The sequence below is a fragment of the Weissella sagaensis genome, from assembly GCF_010306265.1.
In the GTDB taxonomy this organism is placed as follows: domain Bacteria; phylum Bacillota; class Bacilli; order Lactobacillales; family Lactobacillaceae; genus Weissella; species Weissella sagaensis.
Genome location: NZ_BLKA01000001.1, coordinates 475933 through 500450, shown reverse-complemented (window position 1 = coordinate 500450; position 24518 = coordinate 475933). Strand labels below are relative to the sequence as shown.

Below are 24518 nucleotides of genomic sequence, written 5' to 3'. Positions count from 1 at the left end.
TGTCTACCTCATCTTAAAGAAATTAGTCAAAAGGGCGACACCAATGTAACCTAATGCAGCAGCTAAAATACCACCAGCAACAATTAAGACATTACGTTGTGTCGTATTGTTGCTTTTAGAGTCAGCTTGAGCATCTTTATTAACTTGTGTTGCATTACTATTTTTCTTAGTATGTGGCTTGATAGTATTGGCTTTTTTCTCGTTATTTTGAGAGTCATCATTTGTTGTATTTAAAGGCGTAAATGATGTACCAGTAATAGCGTTACTATTAAAATCAGTAGTAAATGTTCCATGTGAAACATCTGAATTTAGTGGACTAGTTGTGAGATTAGAAGAATCTGGTAAACCAGTTGTTGGTTGTGTTGCTTCACTAGCATCATTTAAGATACGACCAATAACTAAACGAATAGTATAGATATGATCATAATTCAAAGGTGCTGTGAATTTAACATGGATACTTGTTGCAATCGGTGCTTTAATTTCATTTTCTGATAATGATAGTCGATAAGTTGATTGATAGTAACTACCAGTTTTAATAGTATTAACAAGTTGTACTTGGTGATTACCATCCATAAATGAAATCGGGTTACGTCCCATCATAACAGGCGTATGTGTCGTAATATATCCAGTATATGATCCATTAGCATTGTGAACTAATTGAATAGTAGGCAAGAAATATTGCGCAGCAACAGATGTACTGTTGTTATTACCATGCAAAATAGTTAGTTGATGCAAAACAGCATTTCTGATGGCATTTTGATGACCAGTTGGTAATGACACTGCCCCATTTACACTAGTTGGTGTTGTATTGTCTGTTTTAGTTTTTGTAAAATCAGTAGTTTTAGCATTGCTATTTTTTAGACTACTCAAATCAAAGACAATATCAGCATCAGGATGTTCCGTGAAATTGATTGATGGCACAAAGATTGTCATATGTGCTTTTATTGTTTGACGAAGTGAAGATACAGGTAGCGTTACTTGCCAAGCATTGCCATTTTTATGAGCAGTAACCCCATTAATTGAGAAAGCCTTCATCAATGACATAGCACCATTCTTAGTTGCAAACTTGATTGTAGCATTACCATCTTTAACTAGAATGTTTGCAGAAGCTGTCATGTATTGTTGCATCGTTGATTTTGCATGCGTACCAGTTTTGTAAACACGGTAGTTGATGCTGTAGATACCATTATTCTTAAGGCTTAGCTTTTTATTATTTTCGGTACTAGTAGGCTTTGGAGTAGTATTGCCGTTACCATGTCCATCCGTTTCATTCTTACCATTATCTTTGCCTGGATTGATAGGCTTTGTGCCCTTAGCAATATCAAACTTAATATCAGCATCAGGATCTTCAGTTAGACCAATTTGTGGCACTTCGATATGCATATGAGCAGTTAATGTCTTAGCAAGGCTCTTAGCAGGAACTGTGACGGTCCAGTTATCACCATTTGCCTTGGCATTAACGCCATTAACAGAGAATTCTTTCATCATCGACATTGCTTTGTTTTTAGTTGCAAAGCTGATTGTAGCTTTACCGTCCTTAATCACAACTTTAGCAGATGTCGTCATGTACTGAGACATGGTTGAGTTATTGGTAGTACCTGATTTATAAATATGGTAATTAACATTGTAAGTACCGTCTTTGAAATCAGTAGTTAGTTTTTGCTCAGGCTTATTTTCAGGTTTGCTTGAAGAAGAGGCACTAGAAGAGCTTGAGCTAGGCTTGCTTGAAGAAGCAGCACTAGAAGAACTTTGGCTAGGTTTGCTTGAAGAAGCAGCGCTAGAAGAACTTTGGCTAGGTTTGCTTGAAGAAGTAGCGCTAGAACTTGATGATGCACCACCATCATTATCTAATGCTTTCAGGCTCTTCATATCAAAGACAATATCTGCACTAGGTGTTTCCGTGAAATTGATGGCAGCAACAAAAATAGTCATCTGGGCATTAGCTGTCTTAGTTAAATCTTTAATAGGTAGCTTGACAATCCAAGAATCGCCTTTGGCTTGGGCTTTCACGCCGTTAATAGAAAATTCTTTCATCATTGACATTGCATCATTCTTAGTTGCAAAGTCAATGGTAGCCTCGCCTTTCTTAACGGTTACCTTAGCTGATTCAGTCATGTAAGTAGCCATGGTTGAAGCATCAGTAGTACCTGATTTGTAAATTTTGTAGTTTATAGAATAATTGCCGTCTTTTTCAATAGTTGGGTTAGCTGGTGTGGTTGGCTTGCTTGAAGAAGCGGCACTAGAAGAGCTTGAGCTAGGTTTGCTTGAAGAAGCAGCACTAGAAGAGCTTGAGCTAGGCTTGCTTGAAGAAGTAGCGCTAGAAGAACTTTGACTAGGTTTGCTTGAAGAAGCAGCACTAGAACTTGATGATGCACCACCATCATTATCTAATGTTTTAACGCTCTTCATATCAAAGACAATATCTGCACTAGGTGTTTCTGTGAAATTGATAGCAGCAACAAAAATAGTCATCTGGGCATTAGCTGTCTTAGTTAAATCTTTAACAGGTAGCTTGACAATCCAAGAATCGCCTTTGGCTTGGGCTTTCACGCCGTTAATAGAAAATTCTTTCATCATTGACATTGCATCATTCTTAGTTGCAAAGTCAACGGTAGCCTCGCCTTTCTTAACGGTTACCTTAGCTGATTCAGTCATGTAAGTAGCCATGGTTGAAGCATCAGTAGTACCTGACTTGTAGACATTATAATTAATAGAATAAGTGCCGTCTTGCAAGATGTCTTTATCAGGTTTTACTGGTGTTTCTGATGATGAGCTAGCTGATGAATCAGTTTGGTCATTTGATGGATTTGTTAGTGCAGGATTCATATCCAAAGTTATGTTTGATGCATAACCTTTATGTGGACTCATTGGTACACTTGTGAATGATGCAATGGTAACTTTGCCATCTTTGTTGGGTGTTAAGTCCTTAGTTGGAATGGTAAAATCAACCGTAGTTTTGCCATTTAGATCTTTTGTTTGACCATCAAATGTTACATTTGGAATCATTGCCATCATGTTAGGGTTTTGATAAGTAACAGTTACAGTACTGGTAACGTCACCAACTTTAACGTTAAACTTTGGTGCAAAGAAACGATCCATTTGACTGTCAGGACTAACGGCGATTTGGTAGTCGCCAGTTTTGAATGTCTTTTGTGCAGGCATTAATTGACTAATATTGAACGTCAAGTTTGATGGATAGTCCATGACGTGACCTGCAGCATCGACATGGGTCGTTGAAGCTAACGTTACATTACCATCTTTATCTGCTACTAAGTCCTTAGTTGGGATGGTGAAAGTGATATTTTGACTTGTTACATCTTTCTTTTGACCATCAAAAATCATATAAGGAATCATACTAATCACTTTATCGCTATTAAGACTCAAAGTAACGTCGGTCAAATCCCCTTTAATGTTAATATAAGCAGAAGGCTTTAAGAATCTATCCATCCCTTGGTCAGCTGTCATTTTAACTTCTTTACCAGCGGGAATTTGATCATCAGCTTTTGCATCTACAGTACTTTTAGTCGTCTGTGAATTATTAACTGTTGAAGCGGCTGTGTCACTAGTTGCTTGTTGTGAATCATTTTGTGATGAGTCAGTTTTGGCAACAGTTGATTTAGATGTATCAGTTGTTGATGATGGGTTGTTCTTAGTGCTTTGTGAAACACCATTTGCAACATTTGATTCAGTTGTTGCACTATTAGCAACACTGGAACTTGGTGCTACGGCTGAACTGTTGGTAGTTGAGGCACTAGATGTGCTTTGTGAACTTGCAACAGGTTCAGGTTTAAATCCTTGGATATTTAGACGAATTGTATAGTTATGGTCATAGTTCATCATTGGAATATTCACGTGAATATTCGTTTTGATAGGTTGGCCGCTCGCTAATTCATTAGCTGACAAAGTCATCCGATAAACTGTCTGATTGTAACCATTATTTTGCTTTGTTCCCATTTTTACCACTTGGTGTTGGGTATCTGTACTAGCAATCGGTTCATCCCCTAGATTAGCTGGGGTGTTAGATGTTAGGTAGGCATAGTAATCACCATTAGCTAACTTTTCTAATGAAATTGTATCTAAATAAAATTGTGAAGCTGTTGAAGGGGTATCTTTATCCCCTTGCAAAATTTGTAGTTTGTAACTTTGCTTTTGAGCAGCAGTTTGCGTTGTTTCGGCAGCGTGAATAACGGTATCGACACTGGATACTGTGGTTGCTGTCAGCATACTTCCCAAAGCAACTGTTGAAAACAATGTTGCAGTTCGTGAAAAAGTACTCATAATTGTCTATGATCTCCTTATAAAAAATTTAATGTTTGTCCGATAAATGGGACATAGATAGTTTTCTTTGAAAATTCAAAGAATGTTCACAATTGAACATAGACCATTTTAAAGCTTATTTTTAGGTTTATCAAGCAACAGTTGTCATCACAGTTTAAATGTGATTAGTGATAAAATAAATAGAAGAAAAATTAAGAGGTTATGGATATGAAACAAACGTATGCAATTGTTGGTTTAGGCCGCTTTGGTAGTTCGTTATTAGAGTCGTTAATTAATGCTGATCAAGAAGTTTTGGTCATTGATAAAGATCCAAATTTAGTAGAAAGTTATATGGATATTGCCACACATGCTGTCATTGCTGATGCGCAAGATGAAGATGCGTTACGCGATTTGGATTTGGCTAGTTTCGACCATGTCGTTGTCGCGATTGGGCATAATCAACAAGCATCAATTCTAACAACTATTCTATTGAAGGATTTGGGCGTTCGTCATGTAGTTGCAAAAGCTGAGAATAATCTACATGCACGTGTGTTAGATAAAGTTGGTGCTGATCAAGTTGTCCGTCCGGAAAGTGAAATGGCACATCGGTTAGCTGAACAACTGATGACCCCCAACCTTCTTAATTTTATTGACTTGGGAGATAAACATTCATTAGGTGAAATTAAAATTGGTAATTTACGTTTTGCGAATAAAGAAATTGCAGAACTTGATGTTCGTAAGCAGTATGGATTAACAATTATTTCTATTCGCTCACAAGATCGTGTTGTTATTACACCAGATCCAGATGAAATAATTCAAATTGGGGATGTTTTAACAGTAGTTGGTGCAACAAAAGATGTTAAACATTTTGAGTCGTTGGTGGCCAAAATTAGATAATGCTTTCTTGACTAATAATGATAAACAGCATATAGTTAACCATACTAATTTCAATCTCGAAGAAAAAAGAGATTACTAGTCATAAACATGATTTTAGAAAGTTTGCGGTTGATGAAAGCAAATGATTGTAAGCTAGTAATGGCGCTTTTGGAGGGATGAAAATTACCTGTAATTAAGTGGCTTAGTCAGTGACTAAGAATTAGGGTGGAACCGCGTTATCAAACGTCCCTATGTCAAATTTAATTTGGCATGGGGGCATTTTTTTGTCCTCATGCAGTGAGGTATATATTATGAATAATGATGCGGAGCGTGAGCTATCACGTGGACTTAAAGCACGCCATGTACAGATGATTGCTATTGGTGGTGCGATTGGAACAGGACTATTTTTAGGTTCAGGTTCAGCAATTAAAGCAGCTGGTCCTGCCCTTATTTTAGCTTATGCAATCACAGGTTTGTTTGCCTATTTCATGATGCGAGCAGTTGGTGAATTATTGTTGTCTAACACCAAAATACGGTCATTTATTGACTTTGTTCGCATTTATTTAGGTAATAAATGGGAGTTTGCGATTGGTTGGGCATACTGGTTAAGTTGGTCAAGTTTAGCGATGGCTGATTTAACAGCAAGTGGTATTTACTTACGTTATTGGTTTCCAACGTTACCACAATGGGTGACGCCATTGATTGTTATTGTTGTGTTGGTGGCTTTTAATTTAATTAATGTAAAGTGGTTTGGTGAACTTGAATCATGGTTTGCTTCAATTAAGGTCTTTGCAATTCTGGCTTTGATTGTTGTCGGTATCGGTTTGATTTTAACTGGTTTCCATACAGGTGGTAATACGGCTAGTTTTACAAATCTTGTATCACACGGTGGCTTTTTTGCAACTGGTTGGCAAGGATTTGTCATGGCATTTCCAATGGTTATCTTCGCCTTTACTGGTATTGAAATGGTTGGTTTGACTGCTGGTGAAACTGAAAAGCCAGAGCGTGATCTACCAAAGGCCATTAACTCAGTTCCGATTAGAATTGGTTTGTTTTATGTTGGTGCGATTGGTATTATCATGTCAGTTTATCCTTGGAATCAAATTGACACGACACAATCGCCCTTTGTTCAAGTTTTTGCAGGGATGGGTATTAAATTTGCAGCAACATTAATTAATTTCGTGGTGTTGACAGCAGCGTTGTCAGCAGCCAATTCAGCTATTTTTTCAACATCACGTACTTTATATGTATTAGCTAAAAATAAGCAAGCGCCAAAATCATTGGCAAAAGTATCAAAAAATATGGTCCCTATAACAGGGATGTTAGCATCAGCAGTTGTCTTTTTAGTTGTTGTTTTGTTGAATTACTTCTTCCCTTCAAAAATTTTCACACTAATCACAAGTGTTGCAACAATGAGCTTTATTTTTGTTTGGATTTTGATTATGATTGCTCATATTAAATATAAGCAATCGGCAGCATCAAAAAACAATCCATACAAAATGCCATGGTTCCCAGCAACTAGTTATGCTACTATTTTGTTCTTCCTGATTATATTGATTATTCTGACAATTGATGGGTCAACGAGATGGTCAGTGGTTGCAACAATTGTATTTTTTGTTGCGTTAGTTGGTGGTTATAGTTTGTGGTCTAAGCAACATGATGCGCTTAAATAGATGATGATATTAAGGTGGTACAAAATATTTTGTACCACCTTTTTTTATAGAAAGGTTGTTGTGACAGGACTGCAACTAATAGGTGCAAAAATGACGGTTTCAAAAACATTACGTGGGTTTGCTTATTATATTTACTTTGATTTTATATTTCGTTCCAGTGATTAATAATTTTATTATGAGTTTTATAGCTGGTTTTCAGGATGGTATAAATAACATTAAATAATTTGCATAACACTAGCACTATCGCTTAAATAATATGCCTATAAATAAAAGAAGCCTTGTTTACCACAAGACTTCTTTCGTAGAGCCGTTTAAAACGGTATTAGATTGTGTTTAAATAACCGTTAGCTCTACCAAGCTAAGACGGTTATTTTTTTCTCAAAAATATTAATCAGTCAATAAAAGTTGAAATGCCAATCGATCACCATTTGGCACGGGCATTAACACATGACCACGATAATCAAAGCCGGCCTTTTTAACTGTTTTTTGCATACCTTGATTAATTTCATGTGTATCAATACGGATATCTCGGTAACCATGATCTAAGGATAGCAAAACTAAATCATGAATTAGTTGATGTGCTAATCCTTGCCCCCGAACGTTGGCATCGATGGCAATGCGATGTAGTGTCATATATTGTTTTTCATCCCCTAGCCACGAACCATCAATATTTTCATAGGCTTGCTCTGGACCGGGTACTAGTTTACCAATGCCGGCTATAGCATGATTATAAATTAAAACATAAACGCTCCCCTTTTGGATATCATGAATGAATTCATCGCGTTTTGGTTCGGCCGTGCCCTGCCATTGTGGTGAATTTTGACTACCTAGATATGCAACCGCTTGTTGAATAATACTAAAAATAGCATCAACATCCTCTGGTTGAGCTAGACGTGTATAAGTTAAAGGCATATGATATTCCCCCATAAAAATATTTTGTAATTCATTATAGCAAAGAACTTAAAAAAGAATTTTGTCATTAAGTTAATAAAAGTCTATTTTTTAACTTATTATAAGCCTTTATCAGATATAATGAAGAGAAATAATATAAATATCAACAAAATGATAAATGAAATGAGGCTATAATCAATGCAAAAACGACCAGGAGATACTATCTTCCGTGCTGTTAAAGGCGCATTAATTGGATCGGGATTTATTTTACCAGGAATCAGTGGTGGTGCTTTAGCTGCTGTGTTTGGTTTATATGAACGTATGATATTATTCATGGCTAATCCATTCAAAAATTTCAAAGCTAATTTCTTATTCTTCCTGCCAGTTGGTATTGGCGCTGTGATTGGTATTTTTCTACTTTCCTTTGTGATTAGTTTTATGTTGGGTGAAGTAGAAAATGTGGCACGTTGGTTCTTTATTGGGGCCATTGTAGGAACGATTCCAACTTTGTGGCAAGAAGCTGGTAAACATGGTCGTTCTAAAGCTGATCTAGGTATTATGGTTATGACTGGTGTGCTAATGTTGCTATTCTTATGGTTTGGACAGCCCCTATTTTCGACCATGACACCTAGTACAGGTGCTTGGTTATTATCAGGTGGCTTGATTGGACTAGGTTTATTAGTTCCAGGGCTAAGTCCATCAAATTTTCTGATTTACCTAGGATTATATAAAGGAATGAGTGATGGTATTAAAACAGGTGATTTATCAGTACTGGTCCCACTGATTGTTGGCTTATTAGTTATCGTTTTAGTATTTGCAAAAGTGATGGCATATGTGTTCAAAGTGGCTTATGCAAAGTTATTCCATGCTATTTTTGGAATTGTCATGGCTTCTACCGTCATGATTGTGCCGTTGGACTATACCGGATTTACGATTTGGCACTACTTGTTTGCAATTGCCTTGTTAGCGTTGGGAACTTGGCTTGGTTGGTGGATGGGAAATCTGGAACAAAAAGTTAAACCAACAACAATTTAATTATGGAACCGCTTACTTGAAAGGATTGTATTAATAAAAAAAACGTGCTACTGTTAAGTAGTTAAGTTAATTAACGTATCTGGGGTGCCACATATGGCTGAGAATATACCCACTGAACCTGATTTGGTTAATACCTGCGCAGGAAGATACAGTCCATTTATAGAAATTAATGGGTAGTCTTTTTGTGTATGCAAAGAGACTACCTTTTTTATTTTATTCGGATCGTATAGAGCGATTGGTAAAAATTAAATCTAAAGAATCATCGTCTGGGGTGCCGTAAGGCTGAGAAATACCCATGAACCTGATGTCGGTAATGCGATCGAAGGAAGAGCGATATTTGACTATGTGCAAATGCCCTTCTTTCATGATCAGAAAGGAGGGCATTTTTTAATGATTAATGTAAATGGTAAACCAATGGATCAAATGGTTGGTAAAACTTTAACCGATTTACTAAAAGCTAAGACAAGTATGATGCAAAATGTTGTTGTTGAATTAAATGGTGAAATTATTCATCGTGATCAATTAGATACAAAAATCTTGGTTGAAAATGACAAGGTTGAATTAATTTCTTTTGTAGGTGGTGGTTAGAAAAGAGGACGATGAAATGATACCAAAGTTTCAAGGCGTAGACGTCAAAGAATTCTTTATGGGAATGAAGGAACGTAATGTTGCTGGTACAACTGAGCAATTACAACAAGCGCATGTAATCATTGCAGGTGCTGGCGGATTGGGTTCTAATATTGCAATCGCCCTTACTCGTAGTGGTGTTGGTCATTTAACAATTATTGATTTTGACACGATTGAAATGAGTAATCTTAACCGGCAACAGTATAAAGTTAGTCAAATTGGTTTACCAAAAGTAACGGCGTTAAAGCAAAATTTATTGGAATTTAATCCATTTATTGAGATAGATACGGTGCAAACTAAGATAACATCAGAGAACATTGCTGAATTATTTGCAGATGCTGATATTATCTGTGAGGCATTTGATAATCCAACAGCAAAGGCAATGTTATTGGAAGGTGCAACAAAACATTATCCTGATAAGCCATTGGTTATGGGGAATGGGATGGCTGGGTTGCATCTTACCAATGAAATACAAACAAAGCAACCATTACCAAATGTCTATATTTGTGGGGATGGCTATAGCAAAGGCATGGAAGGATTGATGGCACCACGTGTTATGGTATGTGCCGGACATGAAGCGAATGCGATTTTACGTTTATTGACTAACCAACCCGTATTGTCAGAATAGGAGAAACATAATGACTGAAAATAATGATGAACTAATTCTTGGTGGACACCATTTTTCCTCACGGTTTATTTTGGGTTCTGGTAAGTATTCATATGAATTAATTGATTCAGCAATTCATCATGCCGGTGCGCAAATTATTACGATGGCACTTCGTCGTACGAATACGCAAGAAGAAAATATTCTAAATTATATTCCTGATGATGTTACTATCTTACCTAATACATCTGGTAGTACGAATGCTCAAGAAGCAATTCGTATGGCCCGAATTGCACGTGAATTGAGTGGTAGTGATTTTATTAAATTAGAAGTTGTCCCTGATAAGACATATTTATTACCAGATAATGAAGAGACAATTAAGGCAACACAGGTATTGGCTGATGAAGGATTTATTGTTTTGCCATACATGTTACCTGACTTAAATGCAGCTCGTAAATTAGTCGCAGCTGGTGCAGCTGCGGTAATGCCATTAGGTGCACCAATTGGTACTAATAGAGGATTAGCAACAAAAGATTTGATTCAAATTTTGATTGATGAAATTGACGTGCCAATTATTGTCGATGCTGGTATTGGTCGTCCGAGCCAAGCGACTGAAGCCATGGAAATGGGTGCAGCTGCAGTGATGGCAAATACAGCAATGGCAACGGCTGGTGATATTCCATTGATGTCAGAAGCTTTTAAGTTAGCTGTTGAAGCAGGACGTAAAGGTTATTTGGCCCAGCCTGGTCGTGTCTTAGATAAAAAAGCAGCTGCATCATCCCCTATTTTGGGAATTAGTAAGTAGCTAGGTTATTAGAATGTCACAATTGTTAGATTTATTGAATCAGTTTACTCATCAACATAATCAAAATAGACTTGTATATAACCAAGACTGGTTGTCCAATCAACGAGCATTAATTTTATTAGGTCAACGTAACGGTGCAACGGCAACGGTCGATGATTATGGCAATGTTTACTTAGATTTTCCTGGACAAATGAATGACCGGCCTGTCGCAACTGGTTCACATATGGATACAGTAAAACATGGTGGCCGTTATGACGGTTTATACGGTGTTTTGGGTGGCTTTTGTGCTATTCAACAAATTTATGAGCAACATGGTATACCAAAACACCCGCTACGATTAATTTCATTTAGTGAAGAAGAAGGTAGCCGTTTTCCAGCTACTTTTACGGGTTCAAAATATTATACGGGTACATTACAGACGGAAGTAATATCAGATAAACAAGGGATAACGTTTGACGAAGCGAGACGTTTAGCGGTTACACAATTGCAGCAACTACCTCATGTTAAAACCCAGCGCGTGTCACTGCCCGTAACTTTTACCGAATTACACATTGAACAAGGACCACGTCTGGCAGAAAGTCACAAAAAAATCGGTTTAGTAACCGGTATCGTTGCACAAAAACGATATGAAGTGACAGTACATGGGCAAGCCAATCATGCTGGTACAACACCAATGATACAACAGCAGGATGCGATTGCAACGGCTAGTGCATTAATGGCGAAGTTATATGCATTAGCAGCTAAAGCAGCAGAAGATTTAACGTTTACGATTGGTGAAATACATGTCTCACCCAATGTCAGCAATGTTGTTGCTGAAAGTTGCCGCTTTACCATTGATTGCCGAGCAAATACTGATGATCAATTAACGGCTTTTGTGACACAGATGCTGCAATTGCTTGAACAGTCTAAACGAACAAGTGTTATCGAAACACTATGCGTATCTGCAACGCGATTGTCAGATGATTTACGTATGCAAAATGCAGCTTTGGCAACCCAAATGAATTATTCATATCAAACATTATTTTCTGGTGCTGGTCATGATAGTCAAATTATGAGTTCGTTTGTACCGACAACGATGATTTTTGTCCCTAGTGAGGCTGGCATTAGTCATACTCCTACTGAATATACAAAATCGGCTGACTTACTAATGGGTGTATCGTTGCTGGCAAACAGTTTATTTGTACAGGCAAATGGTGAATGAAATGAGAATAAAATTAGGTCTAACAACGCAAATTATTATTGGTGCGGTATTAGGCATCATCTTGGGTGCTGTTTTAAGATCTAAGATTGCCGATATTAAAATTATTGGCGATATTTTCTTAAGGTTGATTCAAATGGCAGTAATCCCTTTGGTTTTCTGTACGGTTATTGCGGCAATTGGTAAATTACCCATCAAGCAATTAGGCCGTTTAGGTATGCGAATCGTATTATGGTTTACGATTACAACCGTGATTGCTGCCCTAGTTGGTTTAATTCTAGGCTGTTTGTTCCATCCGGGTATGGGACTACATTTAACACTTAATGCACCTCTGACTGATGACATTGTTAAAAATAAAGTTGCATTAACTGATATGATATTGGGATTTTTTCCAACTAATATTTTTGAAGCCTTAACACAAGGTAACACGATTCAAGTGATCATCTTTGCTTTGTTGTTTGGAGTGGTATTAAGTAAGGCAAATACTAGTCAGCAATATGACGCTATTCTTACGGGATTGCAGCAGTTAAATCAATTATTGGTGTCATTAATTCAAGCTGTTTTACGGTTAGCGCCACTAGGAATCGGTGCTTTAATGGCAGCAGTGACAGCTGATAACGGATTAAAGGTGTTAATACCTTTAATCAAATTTTTAGGCATATTTGGGTTAGGCACGCTACTATTTTTAATGGGCCTATTTACCATGATTATGCTGCGAGCACATATGTCTTTGCATGCGGTCCTACATGGTTTTGCGAATATTATATTGATTGCTATGACGACCACGTCTTCTGCTGCTTCATTACCAGTCGAAATGCATGATGCTGAAAAACGATTGGGTGTTGGGAAAGAAATTAGCGAATTAGTGTTGCCGTTGGGGATGGCATTAAATAGTAATGGATTAGCAATGTATTTAGCTTTAGCTTGTGTTACGATGACGCAATTTTATGGTTTGTCACTTTCGTTTTTGATGATGTTAGAAATTGTTTTATTAGCAATTGTTGCCTGTTTAGGCACTGTCGCTGTTCCAGGTGGTGGCTTAGTTGCTTTAACGATTATCGTCCCTGCCCTTGGTTTACCACTTGAAAGCATTGCTTTATTGGCTGGTATCGACTGGTTTGCGGGTATTTTTAGAACAACTTTAAATGTCGTTGGTGACACAACAACTGCGATTATGATTGCGGCAGATGAGCATGAACTATCACAAGTGTCCGTATCAATTGAAAATTAAAAGTCATACAAAAAAGCAGGTTGCAATTTAAACATTGTGACCTGTTTTTACGTATTCTTCAGTACCATCGGCAACTGCTTGTGTATAGTAATGACATTTATAGTTAATGGTATCTAGTGTTTTTTGGAGTTCAGCCATTTGCTCTTGAACTGATTGCTGTAGTTGTTGGAACATATTAAGGCGTTGTTGAAGTGTTTCATCCCCCGTCTCACACCATTCAATGAAAGTCTTAATATCTTTAATCGACATATTGGATTTCTTTAAACATTCAATGATATTAATGGTGTCCAAGTTTTCTTGTGTGAAAACTCTTGTCCCTGCTGTATTTTTTTGTAAATTTGGGATTAAATGCTCTTTGTCATAATAACGGATAGTTGAGATTGAAAGATTGAATTGTTTAGCAACCTCACCAATCGAGTAGACTGTTGTCATAATTACTACCTTCCTTATTGTTTGACCTAAAGTCAGGTTTAGGGTTTAAAGTAATCGTATCATATAATGTAACCAAGGGGGAAACGAATATATGTCAATTAAAGATAAGGTGATTGTTATTACAGGTGCTTCAAGTGGTATTGGTGCTGCAACAGTTGCAAATTTAGCAAAACAACATGCAAAGTTAGTTATTGGTGCACGACGTGTAGATAAATTAGATGAGCTAAAGGAAAAATATTCTGAAGCAGAAATCATCACACAAAAAGTCGATGTCACTAATTTTGATGAAGTTAATGATTTAGTAAAAACGGCAATTGAACATTTTGGAAAAATTGATGTCCTATTTAACAATGCAGGTATTATGCCGATTAATCCTTTAATTAAGGGTGCTCGTAATGAGTGGCAAAATATTTTGAATGTTAATGTTATGGGTGTTCTTAATGGAATTGCGGCTGTTTTACCAATCATGCAATCGCAAAAATTTGGGCATATTATTGCAACTGATTCGGTAGCTGGTCATGTCGTTGTACCCAATTTAGCAGTTTATAATGGGTCAAAATTTGCGGTACGAGCAATTATGGAAGGTTTGCGCCAGGAACATCATAATGATGGCATTCGTACTTCAATCGTGTCACCTGGTGCTGTAGCAACGGAATTATATAAATCATCTACTGATGAAGCAACGCAACAAGCAGAACTAGAAAACGAAAAGGAAATTGGACTTTCTGCTGAAAATGTGGCGACGGCTGTTGCTTATGCAATTGATACGCCTGACAACATGGATGTTAATGAAATTATTATTCGACCTATCAAACAACCGGTTTAATTATATGAAAGAGGTAATATGATGACTAAAATTTTAAATGATACACGTGTATTTGCAGTAAATCCAAATATAGATGTGCAAGATGTGACATTTCAAAATAGATTCGGTTTTGTTTTAGCTGGTCACCTTTATAAGCCGTTGAATTTCGAAGAGGGAAATAAATATGCAGCAATTGTGATATCAGGACCTTTTGGGGCTGTTAAGGAGCAATCAAGTGGCTTATATTCACAAACTTTAGCAGAACGCGGTTTTGTTACCTTGGCATTTGATCAATCTACTACTGGCGAGAGTTCAGGAAATGTCCGTAACATGGCATCACCAGATATTTTTACAGAAGATTTTTCAGCTGCTGTTGATTTTATTGGTATGCAAGATTATGTTAATCGTGAAAAAATTGGTGCCTTAGGTATTTGTGGGCTTGGTAGTCATGTGCTTACTGCGGCTGCAATTGATAAACGTATTAAAGCCGTTGCGACCAGTGTTATGTACGATATGGGTGAATCAATGTGGCAAGGTATAGATGGTTCTAAGACGCTAAAGCAACAAGATATTGAACGTGATTATTTAGCAGAACAACGTTGGCATGATGCTGAAAATAATACTCACGAAGTCGGACCACATGAATTACCTTTCGATGAGAATGACCAACCTATTCATTTGACAAGTATATTGCCAGATAAATTGGATGAAGATGCAGATCCAGTAACTACCGACTTTTTCCACTATTATAAGGAACGGGCTTTCCACCCTCGATCAGTTAATTCAAATGGTGCTTGGGCAGCTACGAGTCCTTGGAGTTATTATAATTTTAGCTTGCAGCAGAAAATTTCTGAAATCGCTCCTCGACCAACACTAATTGTAACCGGTGAGAAAGCACATTCTCGCCATATGGCAGAAAAATCATATGAATACTTGCACGAACCTAAGGAATTAGTTATTGTACCTAATGCAACACATGTGGATTTGTATGATCAAATGACATTAATTCCCTTTGATAAATTTGAATCATTCTTTAAAGGTAATTTAAAATAAATTTTCTTTATTTGATGCGCTAGTAGATAATTTGAGAAATTTTAGGGGTATAATATGGAAATAAAAGAATTAATAAATAAGATGGACACAGATCACGTTATACCTGCAAATTCAGAACTTAATCGTGCAATGAATGACGTGTCGTCAGAAACACGCCGCTTGTGTATGACTTTAAATACAGGTGTTTACACGGATGATGAAATCAGAGACCAATTTTCTCAGATTATTGGCAAAACAGTTGATTCAGCATTTACACTGTTTTTACCTTTTACAACAGATTTTGGGAAAAATATTGTTGTTGGAAAAAATGTGTTTATTAACTCAGGTTGCCGTTTTCAAGACCAGGGTAAAATTGAGATTGGTGACAATAGTTTAATTGGTCATAACGTTGTCATTGCAACGATTAATCATGATTTAAATCCAAAACATAGAGGAACTTTGCATCTACAACCTGTGAAATTAGCAAATAATACATGGATTGGTTCTAATGCCACCATTTTAGCCGGTGTTACGGTTGGTGAAAATTCAGTCGTTGCTGCTGGTGCGGTGGTTACCAAGGATGTACCAGCTAATACAGTTGTTGCAGGCACCCCTGCTAAGTTTGTTAAACATCTGGAATATTAAAAAAGAAGCAAGCTACCACTAATTGGCAGCTTGCTTTATTTAATTAATAGATAATTATGCTTCAAAGTCTTTTAAAATGTCACTAAATGCGGGTTGTCCATCAACTGGTAAGTCATATGTTTCACGATAATTATTGACCATGTCTTCACCAAAAGTGCTTGTTTCAAGTGGCATAAAGCTAGTATCAATAGGATCAATATTTTGGATTTTAGCATCCAAGACGATTGGTTTGGTATTACCATGTGCTTGGAGTTCATTAATCTGAGTCATCGCTTCGTGTAATTCAGTTAAATTAGTAACAGTAAAGCCAATTGCCCCCATGTTATTAGCCATCTCACCCCAATTTGCACCTAATAAATCAATACCATAAGGTGCTTGGTTAGCTTGAATTTTTTCATGTGCAATGTAACCAAAGGCACGATTTTCTAAGACAACATTAATAACAGGCAAATTATACTTCACTTCAGTTAGTAAATCAGGCATAACCATAGCGTAACCACCATCTCCTGAAATTGACCAAACTTGTTTGTCTGGGAAACTTAATTTACCAGCTAGACCTGCTGGTAGCCCGAATCCCATGGTTCCGTACCATGCAGACATCGTAAATTTTTGTCCCTTATTAAGTGGTAATTGACGAATTGACCACTCCGTATTATTACCAACATCAAGACCAAAGATAGCGTCATCTGAAGCATTTTCTTTAATTGCTTGTAAGACACCTTCAGCCCGTAAACCGTTTTTATCATCTTTAGCTAGTTTGTCTAACCAATCTAGCCAAAGGTGACGATCCTGCTTAGCAGCTGCTAAGAAAGGCGTCGTTTCTGCTTGATAATTAGTGTTAGCTAATTCAGATAAGAAACGCTTGGCATCAGCTAGGACTGTGATATTCGCATCAAATTGCTTACCTAAGTCAGCTAAATTGTTGTTTACTTGGATAAATGTTTTATCTTGTGGCATGAAACGAGCGAATGGATAGTTGGTTCCAACGAATAGAATCAAATCACTTGTTTGACTGACTTCAAACGCTGATTTAGTCCCAAGACGACCACGAGCCCCCATGTAATAAGGATGATCTGTTGGGAAAATACCAGTTGCTGGAGCAGTTGATAGGACTGGTAGACCAAACTTTTCAGCGACCGCAATTGCTTACTCACGAGCCCCTTGTGCTCCTTTACCAAGCCACATAATAGGACGTTTAGCGTTTTTAATAGCCGAAGTCACTTGGTTCACATCTGCAGATGACATAGCTAAGTCTAGTTGATGCTGCTTATAAGGCTTGGTTTGACGCTCTGTATAGTCAATTTTTTGACCCGATAAATCATCAGGCAAGATAACAACTGAAACTGAACGCGTTGCGTATGCTGATCGAATTGCTTCATCAACTACTTGAGGAATCTGTTCTGCACTGACAACTTGCTTATGGAAAGTTGCCACGTCAGCAAAGATTGGGTCTTGGTTCATTTCTTGGAAGAAATTAGTGTTCATTACCCCCGTAGCAGATTGACCAACTAATGCTAATACGGGCGTATGATCCATTTTGGCATCATATAATCCATTCAATAGATGAACGGAACCTGGACCAGCTGATCCAAATGCTACGCCAATTGTACCTGTTAACTTTGAATCTGCTGAAGCAGCTAAAGCCCCAATTTCTTCGTGTCGCACTTGAATATATTTAATGTTTTCACGTTCTTGATATAGACCGTCAACCATATTGTTAACAGAATCAGCCGTAATACCATAGACGTGATCTACGTCCCATTTTTCTAATACCTTTGCTAATGCTTGTCCTGCTGTCATATTTGCCATGAATAGATACCTCTTTTCACATTAAACGGAGCGGTATAAAATCGTTCTTTTGTTTTTATTAATTGATATTTGTTCAACTTGTGAACAATGATTAGTATATCACTTACTTTTTGTAAGTTAAAGGACTGTTTTATATTTTTGGAGTAAATTCGGGATTTTGTTTCTGTTTTATTTGTAAACTTTTACACTGTGTCACAGTATATGGATGTATGGGTTGAAATCAGAACAACGAATGATATTATCAGTGAAGAATTAATGGATTTATTGTACGACAATCAAATGGGTGTGCGAGAGAAAACAATTGTCGTGATTGATGACAATTTATTTTTTGAAGAATAGGTATACGTATACAAAAACGACAGTAAATATTTACTGTCGTTTTTAAAATATAAAAATTACATTTATTTGCCTTTTAAATATCGATTGTTTTATTTGTTAATCAACATAATCTGTCTTAGTCTTGTTCATCCAAGCATAAGTCATGCCAATGATTAACGCACCACCTACATAATTACCAATTAAGGCAAAGAATAAGTTGTGTAGCACGCTTCCAAGAGTCATACCAGCAATTGTGCCATGTGAGGCGAAGAAAGCTAGTGAGAATGCTGGGAAATTAGCAATAACATGTTCATATCCTAAGAATGCAAAGATGAAGATGATAAAAATAATAGCCATCACTTTACCAGCATCATCTTTCATTCGTAAGTTCATAAATAAGGCTGTATTAACGATAATGTTAGCAAAAATGGCTTCGACAAAAATTTGCAATGAGGGTTTACTTAGTTTACTCGCAATACCATCAAATAGGTAATTATTTGTTGGTAAATCTTGGAACGGTCCGGTCAATGAAATAAGATAAGCAAATAAAATTCCCCCAATTAAATTAAATAATAATGTTGTTCCTAAAACCTTAACGGCGGTTGAAAAATTAATTTTTTTACGGTAGACCCCAACAGTCACAAACATCATGTCGGATGTTCCTAGTTCGGCTCCCATGAAGATAATCATAACCAATGACCAACTAAACATAAAAGCAAAGGTAAATTTACCAGAACCGGGTAAGATCTTTTCAGCTTGTAGAGCTGTTCCGAATGCGGCAGCCGTTCCTAAAGTTAAAAACAAGGTTGCCAGCATTGCCCGCGCAGCGTAACGTGCATAACTTGTTTGAAACAAAGCGACCTTGTTCATTAAAGCAGCATCTATTTTGCTAAATAGTGGTGATTTTTTAACGGAAGACTCCTGCTTATGGATGGTATCAGCGACAGGTGGTTTCACAGTGTTATCTCTTGTTTGAGGTATATCCATGTTATTTTCTCTTTTCTAGCAATTTTTGAATTTCAGGGTTTATTGAGAAACATAGCATGTTAAATAATAGATATTCTTTATAGTAGTTTGTAACTTGCGTAGATGTTACAGCTGCTCTTTATTTGGTAAAAGTTATTTAATTAAAAAAGACGGGAAATCTAGCCCATACCGGATTATGCCGTGATTATACAAACCTTTTTTCCAAAGTTATCGAGCTTAATAAAGAATTTCTGATGTATTTAAAATTGTAATGTACTCACTCATAACATCATTTTATGAACATAAAAATAAAAGATGTAATGGTATACATCTTCGTCGACGAACTTACATTACGCTGTTATATGCCGTAATTCAAGAAATATTCTGTGAACATTGTGAAGAAAAATAGTATAAAAAAGCATACCGGTATAATTATCGGTATGCTGGCATGGATCATAGATTTATTTATGATATGGTGTGTGGGCGTTAATCATAAATCCTCGATAGATTTGTTCAGTTAAGACAAGACGCATCAATTGATGTGGCAAAGTAAAACGTCCAAAACTAATTTGCGTATTGGCACGCTTTAAAACTTCAGGTGATAATCCTAAAGAACCACCAATGATAAATGTTAAATCTGATTTTCCTTGAACGGTTAAATGTTCAATTTCAGCAGCAAGTTCTTCACTAGAACGTTCAGCTCCTTTGATAGCTAGTGCAAACACATATTCTTTATCTTTAATTTTACTTAGAATGCGTTCGCCTTCTTTACCCATGACTTGGTCCATTTGCGCTTGCGAAAGTTGTTCAGGTGCTTTTTCATCTGGTACTTCAATAATGGATACTTTTGCAAATTTATGCAATCTCTTAGTATATTCAGCTATGCCATCCTTTAAATATTTTTCTTTTAGCTTACCAACGCCAATAATTTTTATGTTCATTTGTTTGTTCGCCTTTCTATAAAAAATAATTGATTTTTAAAATTTATTTGTTTAAATGTGGATAAATAGCGAAAATCATATTAAAAATAAGGTTATCCACAAGTTACTAACAGGTTTTAAAACAACTATAAACATTATTATATCAGACCTTTTAAAGGTTTACGTTAACATTTTTACCTATTTATACACAGTTGTGTGTTATGTCTGTGCATAACTTTTAAAAAGTTATCATAACAGTATTTGTAAACGCTACATTAAATGAATTTTCCCTAATATAAGAATAGTTATAAAAAGTTATGCACAGACTAGATTTCATATTTGTGATTTATTAACAAAATATATAACTTGTTTAAAAGAAAAATATTCGATTTTAGCAATTTATCTCCCCTTTTTTAGTTGATTTAATAATAGTAAAACGATTTAAACACATATTATTTTTGAAAAAGTATGGTAAATTTTATTAAAAGCCTAAAATTTAATAAGGTTTAACCTAATTTTAAGTTAAAACCCTAATTTAATAGTGTTTTGCTTTATTTGCTTCTTTTAAACAGGTTATCCACATTGAGGTATTGGTTGATTTAACAAGGTTTTCTTTGGAAAAAACGTAAGTTATTAACAGGTTATCCACAGATGACGGTGGAATACGTGGACTTTTCCTCCATTTGTCCACAAAAATCTGTGAAAAACTTTTGTGTTCCTCCTGTATAATGTAAATATGTTGGGAGATACTTAATTATGAAAAAAATATTTAGCAAATTAACGCCACCACAGATTTTAACGCTGGGATTTTTGGTTATTATATTTGTTGGTGCTTTTGTATTAAGGATGCCGATATCACAACAACCAGGTGTACATGTTAACTTTATGAATGCATTATTTACGGCAGTTTCAGCTACGGCCATAACGGGATTAACGGTTGTTAATACTGCGACGACTTGGTCATTATTTGGTCAGATTATCTTGCTTATTATGATAGAGATTGGTGCTTTAGGATTTATGACGTTTGCAGTGTTGTTATTTGCGCTTACCGGCCAACGTTTGGATTTGAAAGCCCGTTTAATGGCGCAGCAGGCCTTAAATCTTAGAAATTTAGCTGATGTTAAAAGTGTGTTATCATATGTGTTTTCATTGTCAGCCATTATTCAATTAATTGGCGCATTTTTGATGCTACCTGATTTTATACCACGCTTTGGTCTGACCAAAGGTATTTATCTCAGTGTGGCTTCATCGATTTCATCATTTGGAAATGCTGGTTTTACATTTTTTGATAAACCAGTCTCTTTCTTACAAAATGATCCGTATATTTTGATTATTTGGATGTTGCTGATTACAGCTGGATCGCTTGGTTTCTTAGTTTGGCGTGATCTGTTATTGTTTTACAAACAACGACGCGTCAGCTTACATACTAAAGTTGCCATTCACGTGTCTGGTTGGTTGATAGGTATCAGTTTTGTTCTATTCCTTATTACTGAAAAAATTTTAGCACCACTTATGACGACCACCTCTTTTGGTAATCGTATCGTGGATAGTTTGTTTTTAGCAGTTGTACCAAGAACCGCTGGATTAGAGGTCATACCGCTATCTAATTTATCTGCTGCGGGAATTATGATTATTACCTTTTTAATGTTTGTTGGTGGAACGCCAGGATCGACATCTGGTGGTATTAAAACGACAACACTAGGTATCTTATGGATGCAGTCAATGGCGGCGTTACGTGGTCAAGAGCAAGTGAACTTTGGCGGCCGACGTTTTAGTCAAAAAATTGTGATTAAGGCGATGATGTTAGCGGTTATCTCAATTGTTTTTGTGGCAGTTGTTTCATTGTTGTTAACGATTACTGAAACAATACCGAAAGGACAAGGTTTAGAATACATTGTTTTTGAAGTAATCTCAGCATTTTCAACGACTGGTTTTTCTTTGGGGCTAACTCCTCATCTGACAGAATTTGGAAAAGTTGTGATTATGATTGTCATGTTTATCGGTCGTGTTGGTTTGTATACAGTTATGTTTTCTGTCATGAATATTCGTGACAAGCCACGTAAATTCCAATACCCGACTGAAGAAGTCATTATTGGCTAGAATAAAGAAAAAGATGTAAATGATGGGAGTTTAAAGTATGACAGAAATTAAAATGATTGCGTCAGACTTAGATAGCACGTTTTTAAATGATAAAAAGCATTATCATAAAACACATTTTACGGCTATTTTAAATCGATTATTGGCACAAAATGGTCATTTTGTAGTTGCAAGTGGTCGTGATGTTGCATCAGTGGATCCAATATTTAAGTCCTTTGCGGGTCAATATGATTTAGTTGCCGATAACGGCGCAGTTGTCCGAACGGCTGCTGGAGAAATTATTCAAATGGTTGGGCTACATGTAAAAGATGTTGCTGTCATTATGGAAGTTGTTAACGCACTACCTTTCCAACCGATACATGGCGCAGTTTTTACGGGGATAACACAACCTTATATGTTGAAATCACAAGCACGTATTAATCTAGCACACAAAGCTAAAATAGCTAAATTTTATCCGAATTTAAAATTAATTGATTCGGTGGATCAAATTAATGAGGCAATTTTAAAAGTAACGATTACGTATGAAGAAAATAAAATGCAAGAATTTATTGATGCAGCGCGCTTAACTTTGGACGATCGTGGCCATGTGACAACATCTGGATATGGTTCAGTTGATATCGTAGCCCCTAAGATTAATAAAGCGAATGGTTTGCAGGTGTTAGCTAGTCATTATGGGTTTAAATTAAATGAAAATTTGGCTGCATTTGGTGATGGCTTAAATGATGCCGAAATGTTAGCCACTGCAGCACGCCCATTTGCAATGATTAATGGTGATGAAACGCTAAAAGCCCTTTATCCGTTAGCTGTTGATGATAATAATCATGATGGTGTATTGAAAACGATTGATACGTTAATTTAAATAATTTTGTAAAAAGCCAGCTTTGTTGTTAAAACAAGGTTGGCTTTTTAATTGCATAAAATGTATAAATATACACGATGTAATGAGGTGGTTGGAGAAAAAGTTCGATTGAAAATTAAATGTGTTAATATTTTGTTTCCCCTTTTAAAATGTAGATAAATTTTCCTTGATATTTATAGTGAAATAATTCACAATTAAGTATAAAAAAAGCCAGCCTAGCTGGCTGGTAGTTTATGATAAGTTATCCATAGCGTCGTTTAATAGTTGATCAACAGTAATGTTACCGTGACTTGTAGCATGACCTTTTACCCAAATGAAAGATAAACGTGTTGCAAGCGGTGGTATTAACGCATAAATCTGTTGCCAAGCATCTAGATTAGCAATTTCACCAGAGCTTTTGCGCCAATTATTATCTGCCCAGTTATACATCCAATTTGTGGCACTATCTAATACATATTTTGAATCACTGACAATCGTAATGGGATCTGAAACTTTACCTGCCTGTAAAAGCGCATTAATCAGGGCTAAAATTTCCATTTCATTATTTGTGCGTCCAAAATAGGCGCCACTGTCGGTGAAAATCGGATCAGTTAGGTTAGAACCGTGGTAAATAGCAATTGCCCAACCAGCTTTATCACTAGCTTTGACATGACCACCAGCTACGTTACCAGTATTACGGCTACCACCATCGGTGAAAATATAATATTGATGAGGGTCGGCTTTAAACTGACCATTATACGCAGTTGTGTACTGACGTGATTGATCATTTTGAACAGCTATTTGCGCATCAAACCAAGTTTGTGCTTCAGCTTTGGTCGCGAACCCCTTAAATTTTGGTGCAGGTTTTGTGCGTGTATAAGCTTGGACTTGTGACCAAGGTTTTGTGTAAAGACCTTCGTATTGATTACCAACAATGGCGTAAGTTTTCATAGTAAATCAGCTATCCTTAATCATGAATTTTATGACTTAATCATAACGTATTTTTTGGTATACTGCCAAGTTGACAGTTAATATTGTTTTAGTGTAGTATAACAGTGCAACACTGAAAGGAGCTAACATGGAATTTAGTTCGAATCAACCGATTTATTTACAAGTTGCAACTTGGCTAGAACAACAAATTATGGAAGGCACGTATCAAGCTGGTCGTAAAATACCAGGGGTACGTGATTTAGCTGTAACATTAATTGTTAGTACGCGAACTGTGCAAAATGCGATTAACCAATTAGTTGAAAATGGCTTAGTTGTTACGAAGCGCGGTCAAGGTAATTTTGTTACTGAAGATCCAACGAAAATTAGCATCATAAAAGCAGATAAAAAAATTGATATGACCAAACAATATATTGATAATGTGATACACGTTGCGCAAGTTAATGAAATACCTGAACTAGTGGCTCATGCTATCGCTAAATATGAAGAAACACAACCATAGGGAGGCATA

Annotated in this window: 21 protein-coding genes, 1 pseudogene and 2 riboswitches; of the genes and pseudogenes, 15 read left to right on the top strand and 7 right to left on the bottom strand. The window is 36.4% G+C overall.

What is annotated here, in order from left to right; genetic code table 11:
• Nucleotides 1-3 precede the first annotated feature (3 nt).
• On the bottom strand, nucleotides 4-4278 hold the full coding sequence (locus tag G7Y65_RS02540; protein ID WP_141926965.1) for an NEAT domain-containing protein: 4275 nt from the start codon (nucleotides 4276-4278) through the stop codon (nucleotides 4-6).
• Nucleotides 4279-4485: 207 nt separating this feature from the next.
• On the opposite strand from G7Y65_RS02540, the gene G7Y65_RS02535 reads away from it, so the two are divergent.
• Nucleotides 4486-5154 (top strand): potassium channel family protein, encoded by a 669-nt coding sequence (locus tag G7Y65_RS02535; protein WP_042492309.1) that lies wholly within the window; start codon nucleotides 4486-4488, stop codon nucleotides 5152-5154.
• A 290-nt stretch (nucleotides 5155-5444) separates the two neighbouring features.
• The gene (locus tag G7Y65_RS02530) at nucleotides 5445-6806 is read left to right on the top strand and encodes an amino acid permease (RefSeq protein WP_042492306.1); all 1362 of its coding nucleotides are present in this window, start codon (nucleotides 5445-5447) and stop codon (nucleotides 6804-6806) included.
• A 387-nt stretch (nucleotides 6807-7193) separates the two neighbouring features.
• On the opposite strand, the gene G7Y65_RS02525 is transcribed toward G7Y65_RS02530, so the two are convergent.
• On the bottom strand, nucleotides 7194-7718 hold the full coding sequence (locus G7Y65_RS02525) for a GNAT family N-acetyltransferase (RefSeq protein WP_042492304.1): 525 nt from the start codon (nucleotides 7716-7718) through the stop codon (nucleotides 7194-7196).
• A gap of 177 nt (nucleotides 7719-7895) precedes the next feature.
• Here G7Y65_RS02525 and G7Y65_RS02520 point away from each other — a divergent pair, with 177 nt between their 5' ends.
• The 6 genes from G7Y65_RS02520 to G7Y65_RS02495 all read left to right on the top strand — a co-directional run bounded on the left by G7Y65_RS02520 (nucleotide 7896) and on the right by G7Y65_RS02495 (nucleotide 13197).
• Nucleotides 7896-8732 carry a DUF368 domain-containing protein gene (locus G7Y65_RS02520; protein WP_137600336.1) on the top strand — a complete coding sequence of 279 codons (837 nt, stop codon included), beginning with the start codon at nucleotides 7896-7898 and terminating at the stop codon, nucleotides 8730-8732.
• A 70-nt stretch (nucleotides 8733-8802) separates the two neighbouring features.
• A riboswitch (TPP riboswitch) is annotated at nucleotides 8803-8894 on the top strand.
• A 95-nt stretch (nucleotides 8895-8989) separates the two neighbouring features.
• A riboswitch (TPP riboswitch) is annotated at nucleotides 8990-9078 on the top strand.
• Between the two features lie 44 nt (nucleotides 9079-9122).
• Nucleotides 9123-9320, top strand: coding sequence for a sulfur carrier protein ThiS (gene thiS / locus G7Y65_RS02515; protein WP_042492300.1), 198 nt, complete (start codon nucleotides 9123-9125; stop codon nucleotides 9318-9320).
• A gap of 16 nt (nucleotides 9321-9336) precedes the next feature.
• On the top strand, nucleotides 9337-9987 hold the full coding sequence (thiF, locus tag G7Y65_RS02510; protein ID WP_042492298.1) for a sulfur carrier protein ThiS adenylyltransferase ThiF: 651 nt from the start codon (nucleotides 9337-9339) through the stop codon (nucleotides 9985-9987).
• Between the two features lie 10 nt (nucleotides 9988-9997).
• Complete coding sequence (locus G7Y65_RS02505; protein ID WP_165314521.1) at nucleotides 9998-10768, top strand: thiazole synthase; 771 nt, start codon at nucleotides 9998-10000, stop codon at nucleotides 10766-10768.
• A gap of 13 nt (nucleotides 10769-10781) precedes the next feature.
• Nucleotides 10782-11969, top strand: coding sequence for a Zn-dependent hydrolase (locus G7Y65_RS02500; protein WP_165314520.1), 1188 nt, complete (start codon nucleotides 10782-10784; stop codon nucleotides 11967-11969).
• Nucleotide 11970: 1 nt separating this feature from the next.
• Nucleotides 11971-13197, top strand: a complete 1227-nt coding sequence (locus G7Y65_RS02495; RefSeq protein WP_042492291.1) for a dicarboxylate/amino acid:cation symporter — start codon at nucleotides 11971-11973, stop codon at nucleotides 13195-13197.
• Nucleotides 13198-13224: 27 nt separating this feature from the next.
• Here the strand turns inward: G7Y65_RS02495 and G7Y65_RS02490 are convergent, their stop codons facing one another.
• On the bottom strand, nucleotides 13225-13629 hold the full coding sequence (locus G7Y65_RS02490; protein ID WP_042492289.1) for a MerR family transcriptional regulator: 405 nt from the start codon (nucleotides 13627-13629) through the stop codon (nucleotides 13225-13227).
• 91 nt (nucleotides 13630-13720) lie between these two features.
• On the opposite strand from G7Y65_RS02490, the gene G7Y65_RS02485 reads away from it, so the two are divergent.
• From G7Y65_RS02485 to G7Y65_RS02475, 3 genes are read left to right on the top strand one after another with little or no spacing between them, the layout of a single operon-like run.
• Nucleotides 13721-14455 carry an SDR family oxidoreductase gene (locus G7Y65_RS02485; protein ID WP_137600338.1) on the top strand — a complete coding sequence of 245 codons (735 nt, stop codon included), beginning with the start codon at nucleotides 13721-13723 and terminating at the stop codon, nucleotides 14453-14455.
• A gap of 21 nt (nucleotides 14456-14476) precedes the next feature.
• Complete coding sequence (locus G7Y65_RS02480) at nucleotides 14477-15487, top strand: alpha/beta hydrolase (RefSeq protein ID WP_137600453.1); 1011 nt, start codon at nucleotides 14477-14479, stop codon at nucleotides 15485-15487.
• A gap of 54 nt (nucleotides 15488-15541) precedes the next feature.
• Nucleotides 15542-16111, top strand: a complete 570-nt coding sequence (locus G7Y65_RS02475) for a DapH/DapD/GlmU-related protein (RefSeq protein ID WP_141926962.1) — start codon at nucleotides 15542-15544, stop codon at nucleotides 16109-16111.
• Nucleotides 16112-16165: 54 nt separating this feature from the next.
• Here the strand turns inward: G7Y65_RS02475 and G7Y65_RS02470 are convergent.
• Nucleotides 16166-17920, bottom strand: a pseudogene (locus G7Y65_RS02470) (thiamine pyrophosphate-binding protein).
• A 201-nt stretch (nucleotides 17921-18121) separates the two neighbouring features.
• On the opposite strand from G7Y65_RS02470, the gene G7Y65_RS02465 reads away from it, so the two are divergent.
• Nucleotides 18122-18259: a hypothetical protein gene (locus tag G7Y65_RS02465; RefSeq protein ID WP_155982497.1), complete on the top strand. Its 138-nt coding sequence runs from the start codon at nucleotides 18122-18124 to the stop codon at nucleotides 18257-18259.
• Nucleotides 18260-18355: 96 nt separating this feature from the next.
• On the opposite strand, the gene G7Y65_RS02460 is transcribed toward G7Y65_RS02465, so the two are convergent.
• On the bottom strand, nucleotides 18356-19225 hold the full coding sequence (locus G7Y65_RS02460) for a formate/nitrite transporter family protein (protein WP_081839282.1): 870 nt from the start codon (nucleotides 19223-19225) through the stop codon (nucleotides 18356-18358).
• 440 nt (nucleotides 19226-19665) lie between these two features.
• Entirely contained in the window at nucleotides 19666-20145 is a 480-nt protein-coding gene (gene rlmH / locus G7Y65_RS02455) for a 23S rRNA (pseudouridine(1915)-N(3))-methyltransferase RlmH (protein WP_042492279.1), read from the bottom strand.
• A gap of 735 nt (nucleotides 20146-20880) precedes the next feature.
• Between rlmH and G7Y65_RS02450 the strand changes: the two genes are divergently transcribed.
• Together G7Y65_RS02450 and G7Y65_RS02445 are read left to right on the top strand one after the other, a co-directional pair.
• Nucleotides 20881-22224, top strand: a complete 1344-nt coding sequence (locus tag G7Y65_RS02450) for a TrkH family potassium uptake protein (RefSeq protein ID WP_042492277.1) — start codon at nucleotides 20881-20883, stop codon at nucleotides 22222-22224.
• 37 nt (nucleotides 22225-22261) lie between these two features.
• Nucleotides 22262-23080 (top strand): Cof-type HAD-IIB family hydrolase, encoded by an 819-nt coding sequence (locus G7Y65_RS02445; RefSeq protein WP_042492276.1) that lies wholly within the window; start codon nucleotides 22262-22264, stop codon nucleotides 23078-23080.
• Between the two features lie 231 nt (nucleotides 23081-23311).
• Here G7Y65_RS02445 and G7Y65_RS02440 read toward each other — a convergent pair whose 3' ends face one another.
• Nucleotides 23312-24010 (bottom strand): ribonuclease H1 domain-containing protein, encoded by a 699-nt coding sequence (locus G7Y65_RS02440; protein WP_042492274.1) that lies wholly within the window; start codon nucleotides 24008-24010, stop codon nucleotides 23312-23314.
• A gap of 127 nt (nucleotides 24011-24137) precedes the next feature.
• On the opposite strand from G7Y65_RS02440, the gene G7Y65_RS02435 reads away from it, so the two are divergent.
• Nucleotides 24138-24509 carry a GntR family transcriptional regulator gene (locus G7Y65_RS02435; protein WP_042492271.1) on the top strand — a complete coding sequence of 124 codons (372 nt, stop codon included), beginning with the start codon at nucleotides 24138-24140 and terminating at the stop codon, nucleotides 24507-24509.
• Nucleotides 24510-24518: the final 9 nt, after the last annotated feature.

What these genes read in the sequence shown, in the direction of transcription:
- G7Y65_RS02540 (WP_141926965.1), bottom strand. Translation starts at nt 4,278, where the DNA reads ATGAGTACTTTTTCACGAACTGCAACATTGTTTTCAACAGTTGCTTTG.
- G7Y65_RS02535 (WP_042492309.1), top strand. Translation starts at nt 4,486, where the DNA reads ATGAAACAAACGTATGCAATTGTTGGTTTAGGCCGCTTTGGTAGTTCG.
- G7Y65_RS02530 (WP_042492306.1), top strand. Translation starts at nt 5,445, where the DNA reads ATGAATAATGATGCGGAGCGTGAGCTATCACGTGGACTTAAAGCACGC.
- G7Y65_RS02525 (WP_042492304.1), bottom strand. Translation starts at nt 7,718, where the DNA reads ATGCCTTTAACTTATACACGTCTAGCTCAACCAGAGGATGTTGATGCT.
- G7Y65_RS02520 (WP_137600336.1), top strand. Translation starts at nt 7,896, where the DNA reads ATGCAAAAACGACCAGGAGATACTATCTTCCGTGCTGTTAAAGGCGCA.
- thiS (WP_042492300.1), top strand. Translation starts at nt 9,123, where the DNA reads ATGATTAATGTAAATGGTAAACCAATGGATCAAATGGTTGGTAAAACT.
- thiF (WP_042492298.1), top strand. Translation starts at nt 9,337, where the DNA reads ATGATACCAAAGTTTCAAGGCGTAGACGTCAAAGAATTCTTTATGGGA.
- G7Y65_RS02505 (WP_165314521.1), top strand. Translation starts at nt 9,998, where the DNA reads ATGACTGAAAATAATGATGAACTAATTCTTGGTGGACACCATTTTTCC.
- G7Y65_RS02500 (WP_165314520.1), top strand. Translation starts at nt 10,782, where the DNA reads ATGTCACAATTGTTAGATTTATTGAATCAGTTTACTCATCAACATAAT.
- G7Y65_RS02495 (WP_042492291.1), top strand. Translation starts at nt 11,971, where the DNA reads ATGAGAATAAAATTAGGTCTAACAACGCAAATTATTATTGGTGCGGTA.
- G7Y65_RS02490 (WP_042492289.1), bottom strand. Translation starts at nt 13,629, where the DNA reads ATGACAACAGTCTACTCGATTGGTGAGGTTGCTAAACAATTCAATCTT.
- G7Y65_RS02485 (WP_137600338.1), top strand. Translation starts at nt 13,721, where the DNA reads ATGTCAATTAAAGATAAGGTGATTGTTATTACAGGTGCTTCAAGTGGT.
- G7Y65_RS02480 (WP_137600453.1), top strand. Translation starts at nt 14,477, where the DNA reads ATGACTAAAATTTTAAATGATACACGTGTATTTGCAGTAAATCCAAAT.
- G7Y65_RS02475 (WP_141926962.1), top strand. Translation starts at nt 15,542, where the DNA reads ATGGAAATAAAAGAATTAATAAATAAGATGGACACAGATCACGTTATA.
- G7Y65_RS02465 (WP_155982497.1), top strand. Translation starts at nt 18,122, where the DNA reads ATGGATGTATGGGTTGAAATCAGAACAACGAATGATATTATCAGTGAA.
- G7Y65_RS02460 (WP_081839282.1), bottom strand. Translation starts at nt 19,225, where the DNA reads ATGGATATACCTCAAACAAGAGATAACACTGTGAAACCACCTGTCGCT.
- rlmH (WP_042492279.1), bottom strand. Translation starts at nt 20,145, where the DNA reads ATGAACATAAAAATTATTGGCGTTGGTAAGCTAAAAGAAAAATATTTA.
- G7Y65_RS02450 (WP_042492277.1), top strand. Translation starts at nt 20,881, where the DNA reads ATGAAAAAAATATTTAGCAAATTAACGCCACCACAGATTTTAACGCTG.
- G7Y65_RS02445 (WP_042492276.1), top strand. Translation starts at nt 22,262, where the DNA reads ATGACAGAAATTAAAATGATTGCGTCAGACTTAGATAGCACGTTTTTA.
- G7Y65_RS02440 (WP_042492274.1), bottom strand. Translation starts at nt 24,010, where the DNA reads ATGAAAACTTACGCCATTGTTGGTAATCAATACGAAGGTCTTTACACA.
- G7Y65_RS02435 (WP_042492271.1), top strand. Translation starts at nt 24,138, where the DNA reads ATGGAATTTAGTTCGAATCAACCGATTTATTTACAAGTTGCAACTTGG.